Origin of the sequence: Phaeovulum sp. (genome assembly GCF_030684035.1) — a bacterium.
Classification (GTDB): Bacteria; Pseudomonadota; Alphaproteobacteria; order Rhodobacterales; family Rhodobacteraceae; genus UBA6213.
Genome location: NZ_JAUXPI010000058.1, coordinates 1 through 22108 on the forward strand (window position 1 = coordinate 1; position 22108 = coordinate 22108).

Here is a 22108-nt window from a genome sequence, read left to right on the forward strand (position 1 = left end):
GGCGCGGCGCTACATGGGGCTGGAATCCCTCGCCCGCATCACGGATACTCCCAACCATAGGCTGCCCGCCGTGGCCGCCTGATCGAGACCGAGCCTCTCCGAGGGTTGGCGCTCATACACCACCAAATGGGGCACTACCCCACTGCTTGATCTGGTTCGGATGAATGTCGAAATCCTGCGCCAACTCGATCAGCGTCTTCCCGCCCTTGATCGCGGCCACCGCCACCTTCGCCTTGAATGCCGGGCAGTGGTTCCGCCGTGGTCGTCTTGCCAAGGTCTTCTCCTTGCTCGCCGCAACATGCCGCTGTTGCACGGAAAATCCAGCTATCCCGGCTGTTCCGATTTCCGGAACCAGCTCACAAGCGCCAACGCGACTGTGAGTGCACAATGCGCGCTCAGTTGCTGCCTGCCTGCGCGAGATTTACCTTGAGGAAGCGCGCAAGGCGGCGATCTAAAGCCCGCTTGCCGCCAGCACCCGCTCCAGAACCGGTGCCAGCCGCTCGGCCCAGGCGATCTGGCCATCCTCATGCGCGATCAGGTCGTTGCGCAGCTCGATCAGCACGTTGGGGCGGCCTGGGGCCAGCGCGTGGCGGTCGATCGCGTCGCCGTCGAGATGGCCGCTGTAGGGTTCGTTGTCGCCCACGTTCAGCCCCTCGGCGGCGAGTGCCGCTATCAGCGGCAGCGCAAGGCGCGTGTCGCGGTGCGAATAGAGGATGCCGACCGGCCAGGGCCGACGCGCGCGTCCGCGCAGGCAGGGGGTAAAGCTGTGCACTGCACAGATCACCGTGTCGGGCCGCCGCGCGGCCAGTTCGGCATAGGCGGCGTGATAGGGGCGGTAAAGTGCCGCCATCCGCTTTTCAAGCTCTGCCGCGTCGGCGTGCCGGTTGGCCGGAATGATCGTGCCATCGTAAAGCCGCATCAGCAGGGTCGGGTCGCCCTCGCCCCGGTTCGGGTCGATCACCAGGCGCGAAAAATCCGAGAGAATTGCGGGTGCATCAAGCCTTTCGGCGAGCCGCCGCGTCACTCCCGCTGCGCCAACGTCATAGGCGATGTGGCGGGCCATGTCTTCGGGCGCGATGCCAAGGCTGCCGCCGCCCAACCAGTCCGGCACCCGGTTCGAGGCATGATCGCAGCTTACCAGCCAGCGCCCCGGGCGCTCTTCCCCGAGAATGTGGTAGGCGGTTTCAGTCATGCGCCGTTTGCCTTTTTGCCCGATACTTACAAGTGGTAGCGCAAACACCAGCCCTGTTGCCTTGTCGCGCGAATTGCGCCATTACCACCGCCGACCCCAAGAGTGAACCCCAAAGCCCGGAGACCGAGGCAGCATGAGACGCCTTCGCAATGTGAAGATCGTGGCCACGCTCGGCCCCGCATCCAGTGACTATGCCACGATCCGCGCATTGTTCGAGGCCGGGGCCGATGTGTTCCGGCTGAACATGAGCCACGGCAGCCAGGCTGATCAACGCGCGCGGCGCGATATCATCCGCCAGATCGAAGCCGATACCGGCCGCCCGATCGCCATTCTGGCCGACCTTCAGGGGCCAAAGCTGCGCGTTGGCGTGTTTGCCAATGGCGCGGTCGATCTGGAGGAGGGCAACCCCTTCCGCTTTGATCTCGACCCTGCCGAGGGCGATGGCCACAGGGTAAGCCTGCCCCACCCCGAGATCTTCGCAGCCCTCACCCCCGGCGCGCGCCTGTTGGTGAACGATGGCAAGATCCGCCTGCGGGTGAATGCCTGCGGCCCCGATTTTGCCGATTGTACCGTGACCACCGGCGGCACGATTTCCAACCGCAAGGGCGTGAACGTGCCCGACGTGGTGCTGCCGGTAGCGGCGCTTTCCGAGAAAGACCGCTCCGATCTCGAATTCGCCTGCGAGATGGGGGTGGACTGGCTGGCGCTTTCCTTCGTGCAGCGCCCAGAAGACGTTATCGAGGCGCGCGCGCTGGCGCGTGGCCGCGCCGCGATCCTCTCGAAGATCGAAAAGCCTTCCGCGGTCGCGGCCTTCACCGAGATCCTCGCGGTTTCCGATGGCATCATGGTTGCACGCGGCGATCTTGGGGTCGAGTTGCCGGTGCATTCCGTGCCGCCGATCCAGAAGCGGCTGGTACGCGCCTGCCGGACCGTCGCCAAGCCGGTGATCGTCGCAACGCAGATGCTTGAGAGCATGATCGAAAGCCCGATGCCGACGCGCGCCGAGGTTTCCGACGTTGCAACCGCGATTTACGAGGGTGCCGACGCGGTGATGCTTTCCGCCGAAAGCGCTGCCGGGCGCTACCCTGTCGAGGCGGTGGCAACGATGAACGCGGTGGCGATATCGGTTGAAAGCGATCCGACATACCGCGAGGTGATCGAGGCGAGCCGCAAGGCCGACCGCCGCACCGTTGCCGACGCGATCGTGGCGGCGGCGCGCGAAATTGCCGAAACCACCGACATCAAGGCAATCTGCTGCTACACGCAGTCGGGCAAGACCGTGGCGCTGGTTGCGCGCGAACGCCCGCGCGTGCCGATTGTGGCGCTGTCACCGGTACCGGCCACGCTTGGGGTGCTTTGCCTGACCTGGGGTGTGCACACGGTGCGCTGCGACAAGGTCGAGCGCTTCAAGATGGCGGTGGTAAACGCCGCCCGCGCCGCGCGCGATTTCGGCTTTGCCGACGAAACCGGCAAGATCGTGGTCATCGCGGGCGTGCCCTTCAACGTGCAGGGTACCACCAACATCCTGCGGGTCGCGCCTTGCGACGAAAGATTGATTTTCAGCGCCGATCCGGAGTAGGTTTGCCCATTGCTTGCAGGGGTGCGGCACATGGACAGTGATCTGCTTCTGGTAATCGGGCTGATGATTGCCGCCCTTTCGATCCCGTCGATCGTTGCCGCCTTCAGCGACAGCCGCGCGCCCCGCGCCGCCGCCGTGGGGCTGGTGCTTGGCGGGGCGCTGGTGTTGGTGGCGATCGTGACCAAACCCGGCGGCTACACCGCCTCGCAGATCCCCAATGTTTTCGCGCAGGTTTTTGCAAGGCTTCTGAACTAGCCCCCCTTGCCAAGCGCCGCCCGCCCGCGTATAGGCCCCACTTCAATCCCGCGCGTCCGGCCCAAGTGGCATGCCGAGTCGCGTGTTCACACACTCGCAAGAGGAGATGAAAATGCCCAAGATGAAGACCAAATCCGCTGCCAAGAAGCGGTTCAGCATGACTGCCTCGGGGCGCGTCAAGGCTGGCGTCGCCGGTAAGCGTCACGGCATGATCAAACGCTCGACGGACTTCATTCGCAACGCGACCGGCACCATGCTGCTGTGCGCTGCCGATGCGAAGATCGTCAAGAAATACATGCCCTACGACCGCTGAGGAGAATGCACCATGTCTCGCGTTAAATCCGGCGTCGTCACGCACGCCCGCCACAAGAAAGTCATCAAGGCCGCCGCCGGCTACTACAGCGCCCGCTCGCGCAACTTCAAAACCGCGACCCAGGCGGTTGACAAGGCGATGCAATACGCCACCCGCGACCGCAAGGCCCGCAAGCGCAGTTTCCGCGCGCTGTGGATTCAGCGGATCAACGCCGGGGTGCGCGCCTTCGATGCCGAAATGACCTATTCGCGCTTCATCAACGCGCTGGAAAAGGCGGGCATCGCGGTTGACCGCAAGGTGCTGGCCGATCTGGCCGTGCACGAACCCGAGGCTTTTGGCACCATCGTCACGCAAGCGAAAGCCGCGCTGGCCGCGTAATTCCCGTTTCGGAACGAATAGAACCCCGCGCTGGCCAATGGCCCGGCGCGGGGTTTTCATTTGGGTGCGCTTGCATTCACGCCGCCCCGCCGCTAGCACGAAGGCGCGAAATCTAGGAGAGTATCATGTCCGATCTTCAGGCGCTGAAGGGCAAGTATCTGGCTGGCATCGCGGCGGCGGCGGATGAGGGCGCGCTCGAGGAGCTTCGGCTGGCGGCGCTGGGCAAGAAAGGCGAGATCAGCCTTCTGATGCGCGAACTTGGCGGCATGGCACCCGAGGCGCGGCAGGCGGCGGGGGCGCGGCTCAATGTGCTCAAGGACGAGATCGACGCAGCGCTGCGCGCCCGCAAGGCGGGGCTGGCCGATGCGGCGCTTGATGCGCGGCTCAGCGCCGAATGGCTCGATGTCACCTTGCCCGCGCGGCCACGCCGCACCGGCACCATCCACCCGGTTTCACAGGTGATGGAGGAAGTCACCGCGATCTTCGCCGACATGGGCTTTGCGGTGGCCGAGGGGCCGCAGGTGGAATCCGATTTCTTCAACTTCGACGCGCTCAACATCGCGCCCGAGCACCCGGCGCGGCAGGAACACGACACCTTCTTCATGGCGCGCGCGGCGGATGATCCGCGCCCGCCGCATGTGCTGCGCACCCACACCAGCCCGGTGCAGATCCGCGCCATGCAGGCGCAGGGCGCGCCGATCCGGGTGATCGCGCCGGGCCGCGTCTACCGCATGGACATGGACCAGACCCACGCGCCGATGTTCCACCAGATCGAGGGGCTGGCGATAGGCCGCGACATTTCGATGGCCAACCTCAAATGGACGCTGGAAGAGTTCTTCAGCGCCTTTTTCGAGACCAAGGTGCGCACCCGCTTCCGCGCCTCGCACTTCCCCTTCACCGAACCTTCGGCCGAGGTCGACATCCAGTGCAGCTGGGTGAATGGCCAGTTGCGCATCGGCGAGGGGTCGGGCTGGCTGGAGGTGCTGGGGTCGGGCATGGTCCACCCCAAGGTGCTGACCGCCGCCGGGGTCGACCCGACTGAGTGGCAGGGCTTTGCCTTTGGCATGGGGATAGACCGGCTGGCAATGCTGAAATACGGCATCCCCGACTTGCGGGCTTTCTTTGAGAGCGACCTGCGGTGGCTAAGGCATTATGGGTTTGCCGCAGGGGATGTGCCGACGGTGCATGGGGGGTTGAGCAGGTGAAACGGGATGATGATCTTATTCGCAAACTTCTATTCGAGTTCGAGAGTTCTGACGAATGGCAGTTTCCAATTTCGAAAATTTCCGGTGAGCCGCCCGAAAGAAACTCCCGTCAATATCATATCCATTTACTTTGCGATTTAGGCTACTTGGTATGCTTCACTGGCGGCATTGCCGAGGCAGGTGTATTTCGCATGACATCGCAGGGTCATGATTTTCTTGATGCAGTCAGGGATGACGGTATCTGGTCGAGGACCAAGGATGCGGTGCGTGACACCGGCGGAAGCGCAACTGTCGAGATTGTAAAGGCCTTGGCGATGGGATTCTTAAAAAAGAAGATATCTCAGCACACAGGGATCGAGTTATGAGAATGCTGCGCTTCTGGCTACAACATTATTGGTTTGCGGTCGACGATCTGTCGTCTGGGCCTGTAGGGTCAAGTCGATGAGCGATTTCTCGAAATCATTAGAAATAGCCCGGCAAGTACTAAAGAAAGAAAATCCGGAATTAGCCTCGTTCGAAGGCGCCAATGCAGTTACGTCTGCAATGCTGACCGCAGGTTTTACGACGATCGCGGTGATTGTTGCGGGCTTCTTGTTCAATGTCTATGTTAACGATTGGAGAGGAGTATTCATTGTTATTTCAGTCGCGGCTGCCCGCTATTGGTATCTAAACAGAAAAACGGAGGCGTACCAGAAACGTCTCTTCGAAATTGCCAATTTGTTAGAGGGTCAGGAAGAACAATGAGACCCAGAACTATATTAAATAGCGCGCCGATGTCACGCCTGGGCGAGGCGAGAAGCCCGATGACCCCCCGCACCCCCCTTCCGCCCGGTCGCCAGACCGGGCAGCGCCCGAACCGCCCCCACGGGGCGGGCGCTTCACGCCCACCCCTCGGTTCGGGCGCTGCCCTCATTTCCGAGCCATGCGATGCGACTTATTCTTCCCCCCGGCACCCCGTGCCGTTGGAGTGCCTGACATGAAACTCACCCTCTCCTGGCTGCGCGATCACCTCGAAACCGAGGCCACGCTCGACGAAATCACCTATGCCCTGACCGATCTTGGCCTTGAGGTCGAGGCGGTCACGAACCCCGCCGCGAAGCTCGCCCCCTTCACCCTCGCGCGTGTCCAGTCGGCCATCCAGCACCCCGAGGCGGACAGGCTGCGGGTCTGCATCGTGGAAACCGACGAGGGGCTGAAGCAGATCGTCTGCGGCGCGCCCAATGCACGGGCGGGCATTACCGTGGTGCTCTGCAAACCCGGCGACTATGTGCCGGGCATCGACGTGACCTTGGGCGTCGGCAAGATAAGGGGCGTCGAAAGCCACGGCATGATGGCCTCGGAACGCGAGCTTGAGCTTTCCGACGAGCACACCGGCATCATCGAGCTGGAAGGCGGCCACATCGGGCAGAAATTCACCGACTGGCTGGCCGAACACCGCCCCGAGGTGGTGGACCCGGTGATCGACATCAAGATTACCCCCAACCGCCCCGATGCGCTTGGCATTCGCGGCATCGCGCGCGATCTGGCAGCGCGCGGCCTCGGGCTGCTGAAACCGCTCGAAATCGAACCCGTGCCGGGCGGCTTTCCTTGCCCGATTTCGGTTACCATCGACCCCGCGCTGAAGGCCAAGGGCTGCCCGCTGTTCACCGGCCGCCTTATCCGCGGTGTCAGCAACGGCCCCAGCCCGCAATGGCTGCAACAGCGGCTGCTGGCAATCGGCCTGCGCCCGATCTCGGCGCTGGTCGATATCACCAACTTCTTCACCTATGACCTGAACCGGCCCCTGCATGTGTTCGACGCCGCCAAGGTGAAGGGCGGCCTGCACATTGCCCCCGCCAAGGGCGGCGAGGAGCTGCTGGCGCTTGATGGCAGGGCCTACACGCTCCGCCCCGGCATGATGCTGATTTCCGATGACGAACAGCCCGAAAGCCTTGCCGGGATCATGGGGGGCGAGCATTCTGGCTGCACCGAGGCCACGCGCGATGTGTTCGTTGAGTCCGCCTATTGGGACCCGATCACCATTGCCGCCACCGGTCGCGCGTTGAAGATCAGCTCTGATGCGCGCTACCGTTTCGAGCGCGGCGTGGACCCCGCCTTCACCCTGCCGGGGCTGGAACTGGCAACGCAAATGGTGCTCGAGCTTTGCGGCGGCGAGGCCAGCGACATTGCCATGGATGGTGCGGTGCCCGATACCCGCCGCGCCTACAAGCTTGACCCCGCGCGGGTGCAAAGCCTTGTGGGGATGGAAATTCCCGAGGCAACACAGCGCGCCACGCTGGAGGCGCTGGGCTTTGTCATCGAAGGCAACATGGTCACGCCCCCAAGCTGGCGCCCGGATGTGCTGGGCGAGGCCGATCTGGTCGAGGAAGTGGCGCGCATCGCCTCGCTGACCAAGCTCAAGGGGCGTCCGCTGGCGCGCGAAACCACCGGCGTGCCAAAGCCGATCCTGACCCCGATGCAGATGCGCGAAAAGGCGGCGCGGCGGATGCTGGCGGCCCTGGGCTACAACGAATGCGTCAGCTACAGCTTCATTGATGCGGCCTCTGCGCGGCTCTTTGGCGGCGGGCAGGATGCCTGCCTGATCGAAAACCCGATCTCGTCGGAAATGACCCATCTGCGCCCCGACCTGCTGCCGGGCCTGCTGGCCGCCGCCGCCCGCAATCAGGCGCGCGGTTTTGCCGATCTCGCGCTGTTCGAGGTCGGTCCCGCCTTCAGCGGCGGCGAGCCGGGCGAGCAACAGTTGCAGGCCACCGCGCTTCTGGTCGGTGCCTCGGCCCCGCGCGATGCCTTCGGTTCGCGCCGCCCGGTTGATCTTTACGATGCCAAGGCCGATGCCGAGGCGGTGCTGGCGGCGGTTGGCGCGCCGACCCGCATGCAGATCACCCGCAAGCTGCCCGTCTGGTGGCACCCTGGCCGCTCGGGCGCGATGGCACTCGGGCCAAACACCCTTTGTGCCTTTGGCGAGGTACACCCGCGCGTGTTGCGCGACATGGGGGTAAAGGGGCCTGCGGTCGCCTTCACGCTTTACGCTGAAAAGGTGCCTTTCCCGAAACTCAAAACCCCCACCCGCCCTGCGTTGGAGCTTTCCGATCTGCAAGCTGTCGAACGCGATTTTGCCTTTGTCGTCGATGCGCGCGTGGAAGCGCTGGTGGCGGTCAACGCCGCCGCCGGAGCCGACAAGGGCTTGATCGAATCGGTACGGGTGTTCGACCAGTTCACCGGCGACAAGGCCGAGGCGCAGATGGGCGCGGGCAAGAAATCGATCGCACTTTCGGTGCGCTTGCAACCCCGCGACAAGACCCTGACCGAGGCCGAGATCGAGGCGGTTTCGGCGCGCATTATCGAAAAGGTCACAAAAGCCACAGGTGGCGCGCTGCGCAGCTAGTGCGGCGCGCTGACGCTTGCCTTGATGCAACGAAAGCACGACGCTCCGCCCATACTGGGAGGGGGCCGGTGGTTTTTGATTACGTCATTGTCGGCGGCGGTTCGGCGGGGTCAGTGCTGGCGGCCCGCCTTTCGGAAGATTCAAGGGTTTCGGTCTGCCTGATCGAAGCGGGTGGCAAGGGGAACGACATCTTCGTGCGCGCCCCGGCGCTGGTGGCGGCAATGGTTGCGGGGCGGCCGCCGATTCACAACTGGGCATTTCGCACCATTCGGCAAGCTGGATTGAAAGGGCGGCGCGGGTTTCAGCCGCGCGGCAAGGCGCTCGGCGGTTCCTCGGCGATCAATGCCATGCTTTACACGCGCGGCCACCCGGCGGATTACGACGAATGGGCCGAGCTTGGCGCCGAGGGCTGGGATTGGGCCTCGTGCCTGCCCTATTTCCGCAAGGCCGAAGGCAACGCCTGGGGTGCCGATGCGCTGCATGGCGGCGACGGGCCTTTGCAGGTCGCCGATCAGAATGCGCCGCGCCGCATTTCCCGTGCCTTTGTCGATGCTTGCGAAGCCTCGCATGTGCCGCGCAACGAAGACTTCAACGGTCCCCGGCAGGAGGGTGCCGGGCTTTATCAGGTGACCCAGTTTCACCACGGCGCGCGCAAGGGCGAACGCTGTTCAGCGGCGGCGGCGTACCTGCACCCCGTGATGCGACGGCCGAACTTGACCATCCTGACCCATGCGCGGGTGGAAAAGGTTCTGGTTGAAGGCGGGCGCGCGACTGGGGTGCTGGTGCGGCGGGCCTTTGTGCAGCGCCGCATCGCGGCGCGGCGCGAGGTGATCCTTTCGGCCGGAGCCTTTGGCTCGCCGCAACTGCTGCTGCTCTCGGGCATTGGCCCCGAGGACGAACTCAGGGCGCACCGCCTGCCGGTCACGCATGCGTTGCCCGGCGTCGGTGCCAACCTGCAGGACCATCTCGACTACATCATCAGCCACCGCTCGCTGCGCCCGGATGTGGTCGGGCTCAATCCGGCGGGACTGGCGCGGCTGGCGCGGGCAGCGTGGAAATGGCGCGGCTCGGGCGAGGGGCTCTTTGCCTCGCCGATGGCCGAGGGCGGGGCGTTCATCTGCTCCGAGCCGGGGCTGGCGCGCCCCGATCTGCAAATTCACTTCGTCATCGGCATTGTCGATCAGCACATGCGCCGCCTGCACCTGGCCGATGGCTATTCGGCGCATATCTGCGCGCTGCGCCCGTTCAGTCGCGGCACGGTCGGGCTACAGTCGGCCAACCCGGCGCGGGCGCCGCGCATCGACCCCGGCTATCTCAGCGACCCGCGCGACATGGCGCTGCTGCTGCGCGCCGCGCGCAAGCTGGAGCAAATTCTCGATGCCTCGCCCCTGGCACCCTGGCGCGGCCCGAGGCTTTATCCGCACGACGGAAGCGAAGCGGCGCTGGAGGCCGACATCCGCGCGCGTTCCGATACCATCTACCATCCCGTCGGCACCTGCCGCATCGGCGGCGACGAGATGGCCGTGGTTGACCCGGCGCTGCGCCTGCGCGGAATTGCGGGCCTTCGGGTGATCGACGCCTCGGTGATGCCGCGCGTTCCCGGCGGCAACACCAACGCGCCGACCATCATGATTGCCGAGAAGGCAGCAGAAATGCTGCGCAGCGAAGCGCAGCATTGACGCAGCATTGACGCAGCATTTCAGGGGCGCAGCGGCTGCACCAGCCCGCGCTGCACGGCGGGGCGGGCAAGGAACCGGTCAAGATAGGAGGGCACGTTCTTCAGCTTGTCCCAGCCGGTTATTTCGGTGGCCTTGTAGAAATCGCGCAGCGTACGAAGCCAGGGTGCAATGGAAACATCGGCAATGCTGTAGTCGCCCGCAATCCAGTCGCGCCCCGAAAGCGCACCGTCAAGCACCTTCAACAGCCGCTCGGTTTCGGCCCGATACCGTTCTTTCGGGCGCGGGTCCTCGATTTCCTTTCCCGCGAAGGTGTGGAAGTAGCCCAGCTGCCCGAACATCGGCCCGATGCCGCCCATCTGGAACATCAGCCATTGCAGCACCTCATACCGGTTCGCGGTGGGCATGAGCTTGCCCGACTTTTCGGCAAGATAAATCAGGATCGCACCGCTTTCAAACAGCGCGAGCGGCGCGCCATTTGGCCCTTCGGGGTCGATAATCGCCGGGATCTTGTTGTTGGGGTTGAGCGAGAGGAATTCCGGGCTCATCTGGTCGTTGGTGGCGAAGTTTACCAGATGCGCGTCATAGGGAAGGCCCATTTCCTCGAGCGCGATCGCCACCTTGACTCCGTTCGGCGTCGGCAGCGAATAAAGCTGTATCGCGCCTGGCGTGCGTGGCGACCAGCGGCGGGTGATGGCAAAGGCAGAAAGGTCAGTCATCGGGTGCTCCTGTTGTTCAGGGGGAAACTAGGCACGAATTCCCCGCTGTGAAAGGCTGGAAATCGCACATTGCTGTGGTAGCTTTGGCACAGCGCCCACGAAGGGCGCGGCAACGGCTGGGGACAGTTCATGATCAAGGAATTCAGAGACTTCATCGCCAAGGGCAATGTCATGGATATGGCCGTTGGTATCATCATCGGCGCGGCTCTCACCGCCATCGTCACGTCGCTCGTCGCCGATCTCATCAATCCGATCATCGGGCTGGTAACCGGCGGCATGGATTTTTCCAACCTGTTCGTGAACTTTGGCGAAGGTGAATTCAGCAGCCTTGCCGCCGCACGCGATGCCGGCGCGCCGGTCTTTGCCTATGGCGCGTTCCTTACCGCAGTGATCAATTTCCTGATCATCGCCTTCGTGGTGTTCCTGTTGGTGAAGATGGTCAACCGGGTGAAAGACGCGGCAATAAGGAAAGAGGCCGCGGCGGCGGCTGCGCCAAGCGGTCCGAGCCAGCTTGACGTGCTGATCGAAATCCGCGACGCGCTGCAAAAGTAGCGCCGAAGGAAAAGGCCCGGTCCTTGCGGCCGGGCCTTTCCGCGTCACATCGCCAACGCGGCCTGCGGCGTGATGAAGGGCAGGCCCAGCGCTTCGCCGACAGCGGCATAGGTCAGCTTGCCCGCGTGCACGTTCAGCCCCGCCAGTAGATGCGCATCATCGGCGCAGGCTTGCTTCCAGCCCTTGTCGGCCAGTGCCAGCATGAAGGGCAGGGTCGCGTTGCCAAGCGCCAGCGTCGAGGTGCGCGCCACCGCGCCCGGCATGTTGGCGACGCAATAGTGCAGTACGCCGTCAACCTCGTAGATCGGGTCCTGGTGGGTGGTGGCGTGGCTGGTTTCAAAGCAGCCACCCTGATCGATGGCAACATCAACCAGCGCCGAACCCGGCTTCATGGTTTTCAACTGCGCCCGGCTGATCAGTTTCGGTGCCGCGGCCCCCGGTACCAGCACCGCGCCAATTACCATGTCGGCCTCGACGATAAGGTCGGCGATGTTCCCGGCGCTGGCATAGGCGGTCTTGAAATCGCGGCCGAACACGTCGTCAAGGTAGCGAAGCCGCGGCAGCGACCGGTCGAGCACGGTGACATCGGCACCCATTCCCGCCGCCACCCGCGCCGCGTGGGTTCCTACCACGCCGCCGCCGATCACCACCACCTTTGCCGGTGCCACGCCGGGCACGCCACCCAAAAGCACGCCGCGCCCGCCATTGGCTTTTTGCAGCGTCCATGCGCCCACCTGCGGCGCAAGCCGCCCCGCCACTTCCGACATCGGTGCCAGAAGCGGCAACCCGCCCATGCGATCGGTGACCGTCTCATAGGCAATGCAGGTGGCCCCCGATTTCAGCAGATCGGCGGTCTGCGCCGGATCGGGCGCAAGATGCAGATAGGTGAACAGCACCTGCCCCTGCCGGAGCCGCGCGCGTTCCGCCGGTTGCGGTTCCTTGACCTTCACGATCATCTCTGCGGCGGCAAAGACCGCCTCGGCACTCGCCGCGATCTTCGCGCCCGCCGCGACATAATCGGCATCGGCGAAGCCCGATCCCATTCCGGCACCGGTCTCGATCAGCACCTCGTGGCCGTGCAGCACCGCCTCGTGCGCCGCGTTCGGCGTGATGCCAACGCGAAACTCCTGCGGCTTGATTTCCTTGGGGCAACCGATCTTCATGGCAGAATCCTCATGTGACGCCTGCCGACATGATGGGCCAGAAGCGGCGCAATTGCTTTGCAAAAAACGGTGGTGCAAGCGCAGCAATTGAATGGTATCTTCGCCAAAATGCCATCCTGATCGAAGAAACCTGCGCCGAAATGACAATTGACGCGACAGACCGCCGGATCCTCGCGGCCCTGCAGAGGCAAGGCCGGATGACCAATGCCGAGCTTTCGGAGCGGGTGAACCTCTCCGCCTCTGCCTGCCATCGCCGCGTGCAGCGGCTTGAGGCCGAGGGCTACATTCGTGATTATGTGGCGCTGCTCGATGCCCGCCGCCTCGGCTTTCCGACCACGGTCTTCGTGGAAATCACCCTTTCCGGGCAGGCTGACGAGGTACTGGACGCTTTTGAGCGCGAGGTGCGCAAAATCCCCGATGTGCTCGAATGCCACCTGATGGCGGGCAGCGCCGACTACCTCTTGAAGGTGGTCGCGGAAGACACCGAAGATTTCGCGCGCATCCACCGTGCCTATCTTGCCCGCCTGCCCGGCGTGGCGCAGATGCAATCCAGCTTTGCGTTGCGCACGGTGTTCAAGACCACCGCGCTGCCGATCTGATGCTGGCCTCCGGCGGGGATATTTGACCTGAAGCATCTGCTTCAGAAAGAAATATCCCCCGCGGAGCGCGCCCAAGCGGGCAAAGAAAAACCCCCGCCGGAGCGGGGGCTGATCGTTGCGGGTTGCCCCGCCAGCTGTTCCAGGTGCCTAGAGACCGCCTTCACGCTGGGCCTTCTTGCGCGCCAGTTTGCGTGCACGCCGAATCGCTTCGGCTTGCTCGCGGGCACGCTTGACCGAGGGCTTCTCGAAATGTTGCTTGAGCTTCATTTCCCGAAAAACCCCCTCGCGCTGAAGTTTCTTCTTCAGAGCACGAAGCGCCTGTTCGACGTTGTTGTCGCGAACGCTGACCTGCATGTGGTTGTCACCACCTTCCTAGGTTTGAGTTGCATGCATTTGCAGGAAGCGGTCCTATAGCAGCGGGCGCGCGGTTTGTCCACCGCCGGGGCGCAACGGGGAATGCGATGAAGAACTCTGCCCTTGATGTGGGTGCGGCAACCGCCGAGCTTCTGGCGGCGATCCTGCCCTATGTGCCGTTTGACGGCTGGTCAGCGCCGGCGTTCAAGGCCGCGGTGGAAGCGGTCGGGTTTGACCCGGCTTTGGCGCGGCTGATCTGCCCGCGCGGCGCGGTCGATCTGGCGGTTGCCTACCACCGCGCCGGCGATGCCGCGATGCTGGCGCGGCTGGCCGAAACCGATCTTGCCGCGCGGCGCTACCGCGACCGGGTGGCACTTGCGCTCCGGCTTCGGCTTGAGGTCGCCGATCCCGAGAATGTGCGCCGCGCCGCGGCGGTCTTTGCGCTGCCACAGAACGCCGCCACCGGGGCGGCGCTGATCTGGGGCACCGCCGACGCGATCTGGCGGGCGCTGGGCGATGCCAGCGACGATTTCAACTGGTATTCCAAGCGAATGACACTTTCGGGCGTGTATTCCGCCACCGTGCTTTACTGGATGGGCGACACCTCGGAGGGCAAGCGCGACACGTTCGAGTTCATCGAGAGGCGAATCGAGGGCATCTTGCGGTTTGAAAAGATCAAGGGCCGCGTGATCGAGTTGCCGGGAATGAAAGACTTGCTTGCGGGCATCCATGCGCCGCAAAGGCAGCGGCCATGATGCGCGCCGTCGAAATCGCCTCGCCGGGCGGGCCCGAGGTGTTGCGGCTCTGCCAGCGCCCAACACCCGTGCCGGGGCACGGCGAGATTGTCATCAAGCTCGCCTATGCCGGGGTGAACCGCCCCGACGTCTTGCAGCGCGCCGGTGCCTATGCGCCGCCGCCAGGTGCCTCGACCCTGCCGGGGCTTGAAGGCGCGGGCCATGTGGCGGCGGTCGGGCCGGGGGTTGCCGGTTGGGCCGAGGGCGATGCGCTCTGCGCCCTTCTGCCCGGCGGTGGCTACGCGGAATATGCAGTCTGCCCCGCCGCGCACGCGTTGCCGGTGCCGCGCGGCACCTCGCTCCGCGATGCCGCCTGCCTGCCGGAAACCGCCTTCACCGTCTGGTCGAATGTAGTGATGCGCGGTCGCTTGCGCGCGGGCGAGCGGTTCCTGGTGCACGGTGGCAGCTCCGGCATTGGCACAATGGCGATCCAGGTGGCGCGGGCACTGGGCGCGCGGGTGTTCGCCACCGCCGGATCGCCCGAGAAATGCGCGGCCTGCGAGGCGCTCGGTGCCACCGCCATCAACTACCGCGATGCGGATTTTGGGAGCGTTCTGCGTGGGCAGGGTGGTGCCAACCTCATTCTCGATATGGTGGGCGGCAGCTACATTGACCGGAACATCAAGGCCTTGGCTGACGAAGGGCGGCTGGTGAACATCGCCTTTCTGCAAGGCCCCAAGGCCGAGATCAACTTTTCGCAAATCATGCTGCGCCGCCTGACACTGACCGGCTCGACGCTGCGGCCCCAAAGCGATGCCGCCAAGGCCGAGATCGCGCGCGCGCTGCGCACTCACCTCTGGCCCCTGATCGAAGCGGGCGCGGTGCGGGTGGTGCACGATTCGGAGTTCCCGCTTGCCGAGGCAGCGCTGGCGCATGCGCGGATGGAAAGCGGCGCGCATATCGGCAAGATCGTGCTGAAGGTCGGATGACGCCCGCGGCGTTCCGCCAGATGGCTCTGGCGCTGCCCGGCGTTGTCGAGCGGGCGCACATGGATCGGCACGCCTTTCGGGTGCGGATCATTTTCGCTACTTTGGCGGCTGACGGGTGCAGCGCAAATCTCAAGCTCACGCGAGACGAACAGGAATTGCATTCAGAAAGGCTCGAAAGCGTCGTCGCGCCGGTTTCTGGCGGCTGGGGCCGCATGGGGTGGACGACGGTCATGCTCGACCGGATCGGAGATGACGACATGGCGATCCTTCTCGCCGGGGCCCACCGCGAAGGCAGCTAGCGCACCGCTTCCATCAGCGCGTTCGGCATCCGGCAATCGCGCGCGGTATCGGCGACGCAGGGGCGGGGTGTCAGATCTTTCGTCAGGCAGATGCGCGCTTCCTGAATTGCCCCCCGGTCGCAGGTGATGGTGATCATGTTGCGTTCCAGCTTCGGGTTCGCCTCCAGAAACGCCTCCTCCACCGCCAGCGCGGGCAGTCGCACATCGCGGTTCAGATTGCGGAACACCTCCGGAATTACCATGCTTTCATAGGCTTGCCGCGCCACAGCATAAAATTGCTGCGCAGAAAAACCTGCGCAGCGGCCATGCTTTTGCCACTGGTACCACGCCAGGCCGCTGCCCCCCATGATGTCGGCCATTGCTGCGGTTTCGCTGCGCGTCGGGTCGCGTTCCACGCTGCGGCACCAGCTTGGCCAGCCGGTTTCAAATTGCGGCCAGAGCCCGTGCAGCGTGAAGCTGAAATCGTGCCGCGCATCGCATTGGTCATCGCCTCGCGCATCGCCCTCGAGCGCGCACCAGTTGGGTGACCAGGAAAGCGAGAGCACATAATAGTCAAAATCGCCCGCCCGCTCGCCTTCGGCAAGGCCAGGGGTAGCAGCCAGCAGGGCCAGAAGGGCAATCGCGTAGCGCATTTCTTGCTTTTCTCGCGTCAGGATCGGGGGTATAGGGGCGTCAATTCCCCCGAAGAATGGAATGGCGGCCAAGGCCGCAGCCGTTTTCCCGGCCCGGGAAAGATTTGTAAAGGAGAGATCCGATGACACGGCCCCTGATGAGCAAGGCAACCGCCGTCTGGCTGGTGGACAATACCACGCTCACCTTCAAGCAGATCGCCGATTTCTGCGGCATGCACGAACTGGAGGTGCAAGGCATCGCCGATGGCGATGTGGCAACCGGCGTCAAGGGCTTTGACCCGGTCTCTTCAAGCCAGCTTGATGCCGCGGAAATCGCCAGGGGCGAAGCCGACCCCGCGCATGTGCTGAAACTGAAATTCAACGCCTCGGCCGTGGGCGAAGAAAAGCGCCGTGGGCCCCGCTACACGCCGCTTTCCAAAAGGCAAGACCGCCCTGCGGCAATCTATTGGCTGGTGAAATTCCACCCGGAACTGGCTGACGCGCAGATCGCGCGGCTGGTCGGGACCACCAAGCCGACGATCGCTTCCATCCGCGACCGCTCGCACTGGAACATCGGCAACATCACCCCGATCGACCCGGTGGCGCTGGGACTTTGCCGCCAGACCGAGCTTGACGCCGAAGTGCAGAAAGCGGCGAAAAAGAAAGCCGCCGAGGGTGGCCTCATGTCCGATGACGAGCGGCGCAAGCTTGTCTCCACCGAAACCTCGCTGAACATGGGCACCAGCGCCCGCCTTGCGGGGATCGAGGCGGTGACGCGTGTCGTCGAAGATGAATACGCCGCACCGCGCGATTTCTCGAACGCCGACAGTTTCTTCAACCTGCCCGACGCCGAAACCGACGCCGAGGACGACGAGGAAAAGGGCGGCAAGAAGGGCGGCAAACGCCGCTGAGGCGAAGCAAGGAATGCAAGAGGCCCGGGCCATCGCCCGGGCCATTCGGTTCAGGCACTGTCGCGAAGACGTGCCCTATCAGATGCTCAGGCAGATGTATTTCATTTCAAGGTAGTCTTCCATGCCGTGGCGGCTGCCCTCGCGCCCGAGGCCCGATTGCTTGACCCCGCCGAACGGCGCAACCTCGGTCGAGATGATCCCGGTGTTGACCCCGACGATGCCGTATTCCAGCGCCTCCTGCACCCGCGTTACCCGCCCGATGTCGCGGGCATAGAAGTAGGAGGCAAGGCCGAAGATGGTGGCATTCGCCTTGGCGATCACTTCCTCTTCGGTGTCGAAGCGGAACAAGGGGGCCAGCGGGCCAAAGGTTTCTTCGTTGGTCACTATCATCTGGTCGGTGACGCCGGTCAGAATCGTCGGCTCGAAGAAATTGCCGCCCAGCGCGTGCCGGTGCCCGCCAAGCTCAACCTGCGCACCCTTGGCCATCGCATCGGCGATGTGTTCCTCGACCTTTTCCACCGCCGCCATGTTCACCAGCGGGCCGAAATCGACGGTATCGCGCAGCCCGTCGCCAACGCGCGTTTTAGCCACCGCCGCGCGCAGCTTTGCCGCGAAGGCGTCATAGACGCCTGCCTGCACATAGATGCGGTTGGCGCAGACGCAAGTCTGGCCGTTGTTGCGAAACTTCGACGCCATCGCACCCAGCACCGCCGCATCCAGATCGGCATCATCGAACACGATGAAGGGCGCGTTGCCGCCAAGCTCCATCGAGCATTTCATCACCTGATCGGCGGCCTGGCGCAGCAGGATCCGCCCGACTTCGGTGGAACCGGTAAAGGTCAGCTTGCGCACCAGCGGATTTTCGCAGAATTCCTTGCCAATGTCCGAGGAGCGCTTCGAGGTGATGACCGCGAAGATGCCCTTTGGCAGCCCGGCCCGCTCGCCCAGAACCGCCAATGCCAGCGCCGACAGCGGCGTTTCCGCTGCGGGCCGGGCGACAAAGCCACAGCCCACCGCCAGCGCGGGGCCGCATTTGCGGGTGATCATCGCGTTCGGAAAGTTCCAGGGCGTGATCGAACCGACCACCCCGATCGGCTGCTTGATGACGGTGATGCGCTTGTCGCGCAGATGCCCGGGAATGGTCTCGCCGTAAACCCGCTTCGCCTCCTCGCCGAACCATTCGATGAAGCCCGCGCCATAGGCAACCTCGCCCTTCGCCTCGGCCAGCGGCTTGCCCATTTCGGCAGTCAGGATCAGCCCAAGGTCGTTCTGGTTCGCCATCATCAGATCGAACCACTTGCGCATCACTCCGGCGCGCTCCTTGCCGGTGCGCGCCGCCCATTCCTTCATTGCCAGATTGGCGGCGGCAATGGCGCGGGCGGTCTCGGTGCGCCCCAGATTCGGCACATGGCAAATGACATCGCCGCGCGCCGGGTTGGTAACCGGAAATGTCGTGCCGTCGTCTGCATCGATCCACTCGCCTGCGACAAAGGCGCGGGTGGCGAGCAAGCTCGGGTCTTGCAAGAGGCTCTTGAGGTCGGTGGCGGTGTCGAGCATGGTTTCCTCCCGGGGCGGTGGCTTGCCAGAGCAAAAGCACGGGCAAGCGCGGTTGTCCAGCAAACGGGCGACCCGACAGCAGGGGAAAGCGGCATGGATATGGATACTGCCTACACGAATTCCGCCTTCATTCCGGGTGGCGATGCCTATGCGCCGCGCTGGGCCGCCAAAGCCGCCGCCTTCCGCGCGGTGCATCCGCCCGAAAGGCTGGCCTATGGCCGGGGCGCGCGAAACTGGGCCGATCTCTACCGGCCCAAAGGCACTCCGCGCGGCCTCGTGGTCTTTGTGCACGGTGGCTACTGGCTGCGTTTTGGCCCCGAAGATTTCTCGCACCTCGCCGCCGGGGCGCTCGCGGCAGGCTTTGCCTGCGCGCTTCCTGCCTACACGCTTGCCCCCGAAGCCCGGATTGCGGCGATCACCGCCGAGGTGGCACAGGCGGTGGCGATGCTCGCGGCACGGGTTGCCGGACCAATTCACCTCGCGGGCCATTCGGCGGGTGGCCACCTTGCCGCGCGCATGGCTTGCGAAGGGGTGTTGCCCGCACCCCTCGCCGCGCGCCTTGCCCGCGTGGTGCCGGTCTCGCCCGTGGCCGACCTTGCGCCCTTGATGCTGACCGCCATGCAGGCCGAGCTGCGGCTCGATGCCGCCGAGGTTGCCGCCGAAAGCCCGGTCTATCTGCCGCGCCGCGCAAACACCGATGTGCGGATCTGGGTCGGCGGTGCCGAACGCCCGGCATTTCTGGCGCAGGCCGGGGCGCTCGCTGCTGCCTGGGCCTGCCCGCTGCGGGTGGAACCCGCGCGCCACCACTTCGACGTGATCGAGGGGCTCGAAGGCACCTCGCCGCTGCTCGGCGCGCTGATCGGCTGAGGCCGGGGGGCTGCGCCTCTCTGAGGCCTTTCGGCCTCAGCCTCCGGTCTGTTCGGGCAATGAAGTTTCAGTGCGCGAAGCGGGATTTCCACGCAGGCTGCAAATCTCCCGGCATCGGGCGCGCCTCGTAAACCGCCCGCGCAATCGCCCGCGCAAGGCAGGTTGCGGCCGCGTGGCCAAGCACGAAGGGTTGCACCATCGGATCGGTCAGCGGCCTCGCGCCGGTCGCCACTGCAAAGACCAGATCGCCATCAAACGGGGTGTGGCTTGGCACGATCGCCCGCGCCATGCCGTCGTGCGCCGCTGTTGCCATGCGCTGTGCCTGGGCCTGGGTAAGCGCCGCATCGGTGGCAACAATGGCAATCGTGGTGGCCTCGCCCATCCGTTTCAGCGGGCTCGGCTCATGGCCCGGATCGAACCGCTGGGCCTGCCCCCGCCCGCCAAACTCCGCGCCCATCTCCCAGGGTGCCGCCCAGAACTCCGGCCCCTCGCCCACGGTCACGCTGCCCAGCGCGTTCACCGCGACCAGCGCGCCCACGGTGATGCCGCAGTCGAGCACCAGCGAGGCGGACCCCAGGCCGCCTTTCCAGCTTCCCGTCATCGCGCCAGACCCGGCCCCCGCCGAACCAAGGGCAAACTCCTCTGCCGCCGCCGCCAAAGCCTCGCGCCCCAGCCGCTTGTAGGGGTTTTCGTCCCAGGCCTTGTCGCCGCCATTGAGCAAGTCGAACAAGATCGCCCCCGGCACGATCGGCACGCGCATGCCGCCCACCTCGAACCCGCGCCCCACCGCGCGCAGCCCGTCGGCCACCCCCGAGGCAGCATCAAGCCCAAAGGCCGAGCCGCCTGAAAGCACCAGCGCATCGACCTCCTGCACCAGCTTGTCGGGTGCCAGAAGGTCGGTCTCCCGGGTTCCCGGCGCGCCGCCCATCACCTGCACCGCCGCCACGAAAGACCGCGCGCCCAAAAGCACCGTAGCCCCGGTCCGCACCTGGGTGTTTTCGGCATTGCCCACCAGCAGCCCCTCGACATCGGTGATCAGATTGCGCTTGCCCGGTTTCATGTTACCCGTCCCTGCTTCAGAGAAAAATATCCCGCGGGGTCCGGGGGCGCGCAGCCCCCGGCTGCCTCAGATGCAGCGCCCGCCATCCACTTCCATCGCCACCCCGGTCACCATGCTCGCCTCGTCCGAACAAAGGTAAAGCGCCGCATTGGCCATATCCTCGGGCGTCGAAAACCGCCCCAAGGGGATTGTCGCCAGAAACTTCGCCCTGATCTGGGGCGTATCCTCGCCCATGAAGCTTTTCAGCAGCGGCGTCTCGCCGGCTACCGGGTTGATCGCATTCACCCGCACACCAAAGGGTGCCAGTTCCACCGCCATCGCCTTGGTCGCGGTAATCATCCAGCCCTTCGAGGCGTTGTACCAGCTCAGCCTCGGGCGCGGCGAAACCCCTGCGGTGGATGCAACATTGAGAATGCACCCCGCCCGCGCCGCCTTCATCGCCGGCACGATATGGCGCGCGGTGAGGTAAACCGATTTGGCGTTGACCGCCAGTATCCGGTCGAACTCGGCCTCGGCCACCGCCTCCATCGGCTGCGGCAAATGGGTAATCCCGGCGTTGTTCACCAGAATGTCGATCTTTCCCCAGGCTGCCATTGCGGCCTGCGCCATTGCGGCCACGCTCGCATCAAGGCTCACGTCCACCGCCTGTGCCCGCCCGCCGCATTCTGCCGCCACCGTCTCGGCAGCGGCAAGGTTGATATCGGCCAGCATCACCCGCGCGCCCTCGGCGGCAAAGCGCCGCGCGATGCCCGCGCCAAAACCCGAGCCTGCCCCGGTCACGATCGCCGTCTTGCCTGAAAGCCGCATGGTTCCTCCGCTCACTGCTGCTGCCCCAGCCTGCCCAGTGGCGCGGCAAGCGCAAGCGCGATGTTGCACCCGCCCGCCCGGGCTGCCATCAATGCCAGAGGTTTGCAGCAGGAGCGGGCGATGGACAAGGTAGCACTGATCACGGCGGGCGGCAGCGGCATGGGCGCGGCGGCGGCACGTCGCCTTGCGGCAGACGGCTTCAGGGTCGCGATCCTGTCTTCGTCGGGCAAGGGCGAGGCGCTGGCAACCGCGCTTGGCGGCGTTGGCGTGACCGGTTCCAACCAGTCGGCCGAAGATGTTGCCCGCGTGGTCGATGCCGCAATGGCAAAATGGGGCCGTATCGATGTGCTGGTGAACAGCGCGGGCCACGGGCCGAAAGCCCCGATACTCGATCTTACCGATGCCGACTGGCACCGGGGGATAGAGGTCTATTTCCTTTCCGCCGTGCGCCCGATCCGGCTGGTCACCCCGATCATGCAGGCGCAAAAGGGCGGGGTCATCATCAACATTTCCACCTTCGCGGCGTTTGAGCCCGACCCGCTTTTCCCCACATCCGGGGTGGCGCGCGCCGGGCTTGCAGCTTTTGCCAAACTTTTCGCCGACCGTTACGCGGCCGAAAACATCCGCATCAACAACGTGCTGCCGGGCTATATCGACAGCCTGCCGGAAAAGCCCGAAAGGCGCGCGCAAATCCCGATGGGCCGCTATGGCACCACGGCGGAAATCGCCGGCGTCATCAGCTTTCTCGCATCCGACGCAGCGGGCTACATCACCGGGCAGAACCTGCGGGTGGATGGCGGAATTACCCGCTCCGTGTGATCGCGGCGCATGGCGGGCAACGGGCTAGCCTCTCGGCTTTCGGCGAGATTGTTCTTGCCCGATCTGGCAGCACCCTGAGCCGAC

The 22108-nt window shown here is 64.8% G+C and carries 25 protein-coding genes and 1 pseudogene; 17 read left to right on the forward strand and 9 right to left on the reverse strand.

Annotated elements, in window-relative coordinates:
• Positions 1 to 139 precede the first annotated feature (139 nt).
• Together Q8J98_RS12960 and Q8J98_RS12965 are read right to left on the reverse strand one after the other, a co-directional pair.
• Positions 140 to 274 (reverse strand): annotated as a pseudogene (locus Q8J98_RS12960) (IS3 family transposase); the annotation flags it as partial.
• 177 nt (positions 275 to 451) lie between these two features.
• The gene (locus Q8J98_RS12965) at positions 452 to 1192 is read right to left on the reverse strand and encodes an N-formylglutamate amidohydrolase (RefSeq protein ID WP_305294730.1); all 741 of its coding nucleotides are present in this window, start codon (positions 1190 to 1192) and stop codon (positions 452 to 454) included.
• 133 nt (positions 1193 to 1325) lie between these two features.
• On the opposite strand from Q8J98_RS12965, the gene pyk reads away from it, so the two are divergent.
• The 9 genes from pyk to Q8J98_RS13010 all read left to right on the forward strand — a co-directional run bounded on the left by pyk (position 1326) and on the right by Q8J98_RS13010 (position 9986).
• The gene (gene pyk, locus Q8J98_RS12970; protein WP_305294731.1) at positions 1326 to 2771 is read left to right on the forward strand and encodes a pyruvate kinase; all 1446 of its coding nucleotides are present in this window, start codon (positions 1326 to 1328) and stop codon (positions 2769 to 2771) included.
• Positions 2772 to 2801: 30 nt separating this feature from the next.
• Entirely contained in the window at positions 2802 to 3026 is a 225-nt protein-coding gene (locus tag Q8J98_RS12975; RefSeq protein WP_305294732.1) for a hypothetical protein, read from the forward strand.
• A 112-nt stretch (positions 3027 to 3138) separates the two neighbouring features.
• On the forward strand, positions 3139 to 3339 hold the full coding sequence (gene rpmI, locus Q8J98_RS12980; RefSeq protein WP_305183652.1) for a 50S ribosomal protein L35: 201 nt from the start codon (positions 3139 to 3141) through the stop codon (positions 3337 to 3339).
• Between the two features lie 12 nt (positions 3340 to 3351).
• A complete protein-coding gene (gene rplT, locus Q8J98_RS12985) occupies positions 3352 to 3717 on the forward strand; it encodes a 50S ribosomal protein L20 (RefSeq protein WP_305294733.1) in 366 nt (121 codons plus the stop codon).
• 125 nt (positions 3718 to 3842) lie between these two features.
• Positions 3843 to 4922: a phenylalanine--tRNA ligase subunit alpha gene (gene pheS, locus Q8J98_RS12990; RefSeq protein WP_305294734.1), complete on the forward strand. Its 1080-nt coding sequence runs from the start codon at positions 3843 to 3845 to the stop codon at positions 4920 to 4922.
• Positions 4919 to 5287 carry a DUF2513 domain-containing protein gene (locus Q8J98_RS12995; protein WP_305294736.1) on the forward strand — a complete coding sequence of 123 codons (369 nt, stop codon included), beginning with the start codon at positions 4919 to 4921 and terminating at the stop codon, positions 5285 to 5287. The genes pheS and Q8J98_RS12995 overlap by 4 nt, the downstream gene beginning before the upstream one ends.
• A gap of 76 nt (positions 5288 to 5363) precedes the next feature.
• Entirely contained in the window at positions 5364 to 5666 is a 303-nt protein-coding gene (locus tag Q8J98_RS13000) for a hypothetical protein (protein ID WP_305294737.1), read from the forward strand.
• 232 nt (positions 5667 to 5898) lie between these two features.
• Positions 5899 to 8307 carry a phenylalanine--tRNA ligase subunit beta gene (gene pheT / locus Q8J98_RS13005; protein WP_305294738.1) on the forward strand — a complete coding sequence of 803 codons (2409 nt, stop codon included), beginning with the start codon at positions 5899 to 5901 and terminating at the stop codon, positions 8305 to 8307.
• 68 nt (positions 8308 to 8375) lie between these two features.
• The gene (locus Q8J98_RS13010) at positions 8376 to 9986 is read left to right on the forward strand and encodes a GMC family oxidoreductase (RefSeq protein WP_305294739.1); all 1611 of its coding nucleotides are present in this window, start codon (positions 8376 to 8378) and stop codon (positions 9984 to 9986) included.
• Between the two features lie 20 nt (positions 9987 to 10006).
• On the opposite strand, the gene Q8J98_RS13015 is transcribed toward Q8J98_RS13010, so the two are convergent.
• Entirely contained in the window at positions 10007 to 10702 is a 696-nt protein-coding gene (locus Q8J98_RS13015) for a glutathione S-transferase N-terminal domain-containing protein (protein WP_305294740.1), read from the reverse strand.
• A 129-nt stretch (positions 10703 to 10831) separates the two neighbouring features.
• On the opposite strand from Q8J98_RS13015, the gene mscL reads away from it, so the two are divergent.
• The gene (gene mscL / locus Q8J98_RS13020; protein WP_305294741.1) at positions 10832 to 11254 is read left to right on the forward strand and encodes a large conductance mechanosensitive channel protein MscL; all 423 of its coding nucleotides are present in this window, start codon (positions 10832 to 10834) and stop codon (positions 11252 to 11254) included.
• A 44-nt stretch (positions 11255 to 11298) separates the two neighbouring features.
• Here the strand turns inward: mscL and ald are convergent, their stop codons facing one another.
• Positions 11299 to 12417, reverse strand: coding sequence for an alanine dehydrogenase (gene ald, locus Q8J98_RS13025; protein WP_305294742.1), 1119 nt, complete (start codon positions 12415 to 12417; stop codon positions 11299 to 11301).
• Between the two features lie 140 nt (positions 12418 to 12557).
• Here ald and Q8J98_RS13030 point away from each other — a divergent pair, with 140 nt between their 5' ends.
• On the forward strand, positions 12558 to 13016 hold the full coding sequence (locus Q8J98_RS13030; RefSeq protein WP_305294743.1) for an Lrp/AsnC family transcriptional regulator: 459 nt from the start codon (positions 12558 to 12560) through the stop codon (positions 13014 to 13016).
• A gap of 147 nt (positions 13017 to 13163) precedes the next feature.
• On the opposite strand, the gene rpsU is transcribed toward Q8J98_RS13030, so the two are convergent.
• Positions 13164 to 13370, reverse strand: a complete 207-nt coding sequence (gene rpsU, locus Q8J98_RS13035) for a 30S ribosomal protein S21 (protein WP_305183662.1) — start codon at positions 13368 to 13370, stop codon at positions 13164 to 13166.
• 107 nt (positions 13371 to 13477) lie between these two features.
• Between rpsU and Q8J98_RS13040 the strand changes: the two genes are divergently transcribed.
• The 3 genes from Q8J98_RS13040 to Q8J98_RS13050 are packed head-to-tail and all read left to right on the forward strand — an operon-like array spanning position 13478 to position 15392.
• The gene (locus tag Q8J98_RS13040) at positions 13478 to 14125 is read left to right on the forward strand and encodes a COQ9 family protein (protein WP_305294744.1); all 648 of its coding nucleotides are present in this window, start codon (positions 13478 to 13480) and stop codon (positions 14123 to 14125) included.
• The gene (locus Q8J98_RS13045) at positions 14125 to 15093 is read left to right on the forward strand and encodes an NAD(P)H-quinone oxidoreductase (protein ID WP_305294831.1); all 969 of its coding nucleotides are present in this window, start codon (positions 14125 to 14127) and stop codon (positions 15091 to 15093) included. Before Q8J98_RS13040 ends, Q8J98_RS13045 begins: the two co-directional genes overlap by 1 nt.
• On the forward strand, positions 15090 to 15392 hold the full coding sequence (locus Q8J98_RS13050; RefSeq protein ID WP_305294745.1) for an MmcQ/YjbR family DNA-binding protein: 303 nt from the start codon (positions 15090 to 15092) through the stop codon (positions 15390 to 15392). Before Q8J98_RS13045 ends, Q8J98_RS13050 begins: the two co-directional genes overlap by 4 nt.
• Here the strand turns inward: Q8J98_RS13050 and Q8J98_RS13055 are convergent.
• Entirely contained in the window at positions 15389 to 16024 is a 636-nt protein-coding gene (locus Q8J98_RS13055) for a ribonuclease T2 (RefSeq protein ID WP_305294746.1), read from the reverse strand. The genes Q8J98_RS13050 and Q8J98_RS13055 overlap by 4 nt on opposite strands.
• A 122-nt stretch (positions 16025 to 16146) precedes the next feature.
• Here Q8J98_RS13055 and Q8J98_RS13060 point away from each other — a divergent pair, with 122 nt between their 5' ends.
• Positions 16147 to 16914, forward strand: coding sequence for a DUF1013 domain-containing protein (locus Q8J98_RS13060; protein ID WP_305294747.1), 768 nt, complete (start codon positions 16147 to 16149; stop codon positions 16912 to 16914).
• Between the two features lie 78 nt (positions 16915 to 16992).
• On the opposite strand, the gene Q8J98_RS13065 is transcribed toward Q8J98_RS13060, so the two are convergent.
• Positions 16993 to 18471: an NAD-dependent succinate-semialdehyde dehydrogenase gene (locus tag Q8J98_RS13065; RefSeq protein WP_305294749.1), complete on the reverse strand. Its 1479-nt coding sequence runs from the start codon at positions 18469 to 18471 to the stop codon at positions 16993 to 16995.
• Positions 18472 to 18564: 93 nt separating this feature from the next.
• Here Q8J98_RS13065 and Q8J98_RS13070 point away from each other — a divergent pair, with 93 nt between their 5' ends.
• On the forward strand, positions 18565 to 19338 hold the full coding sequence (locus tag Q8J98_RS13070; protein ID WP_305294750.1) for an alpha/beta hydrolase: 774 nt from the start codon (positions 18565 to 18567) through the stop codon (positions 19336 to 19338).
• A gap of 67 nt (positions 19339 to 19405) precedes the next feature.
• On the opposite strand, the gene Q8J98_RS13075 is transcribed toward Q8J98_RS13070, so the two are convergent.
• Both Q8J98_RS13075 and Q8J98_RS13080 read right to left on the reverse strand, forming a co-directional pair.
• Entirely contained in the window at positions 19406 to 20398 is a 993-nt protein-coding gene (locus Q8J98_RS13075; RefSeq protein ID WP_305294751.1) for a P1 family peptidase, read from the reverse strand.
• 66 nt (positions 20399 to 20464) lie between these two features.
• Positions 20465 to 21205 carry a glucose 1-dehydrogenase gene (locus Q8J98_RS13080; RefSeq protein WP_305294832.1) on the reverse strand — a complete coding sequence of 247 codons (741 nt, stop codon included), beginning with the start codon at positions 21203 to 21205 and terminating at the stop codon, positions 20465 to 20467.
• A 120-nt stretch (positions 21206 to 21325) separates the two neighbouring features.
• Here Q8J98_RS13080 and Q8J98_RS13085 point away from each other — a divergent pair, with 120 nt between their 5' ends.
• Complete coding sequence (locus tag Q8J98_RS13085) at positions 21326 to 22024, forward strand: SDR family oxidoreductase (protein ID WP_305294752.1); 699 nt, start codon at positions 21326 to 21328, stop codon at positions 22022 to 22024.
• Positions 22025 to 22108 lie beyond the last annotated feature (84 nt).